A 503-nucleotide genomic window follows, 5' to 3' on the forward strand; every position below is an offset into this window, starting at 1 on the left:
GGTAAGAGTACCTTTGTACGTTTTCATTGGAAGCCAGTAGCAGGTGTGCAGTCACTTATTTGGGATGAAGCAGTTAAAATTTCTGGCGCTGACCCTGATTACAATCGCCGTGATATGTATGAAGCGATTGATAATGGCAAGTACTTTGAGTGGGAGTTTGGTGTTCAGTTATTTACTGAAGAAGAAGCCAATGAGTTTCCATTTGACCATCTAGATGCGACGAAACTGATTCCAGAAGAGATGGTACCCGTCAAAATCATCGGTAAAATGGTCTTAAATCGCAACCCAGATAATTTCTTTGCTGAAACAGAGCAAGTAGCATTTTGTCCATCGCACTTGCCACCTGGTATCGATTTCAGTAACGATCCCTTATTACAGGGACGTCTGTTTAGCTATTTAGATACGCAGCTTAAGCGTCTGGGTTCACCAAACTTTGCTCAAATTCCAATCAATGCGCCAAAATGCCCATTTGCCAATAACCAGCAAGATGGACATATGCAAAT

General features: G+C 41.9%; 1 protein-coding gene. It reads left to right on the plus strand.

What is annotated here, in order from left to right; genetic code table 11:
* Nucleotides 1-503, plus strand: a 503-nt coding sequence (locus ACS8FD_RS25020; protein ID WP_439277829.1) for a catalase, incomplete at both ends; no start/stop codon positions are given.

The organism is Psychrobacter sp. 1U2, assembly GCF_051847575.1.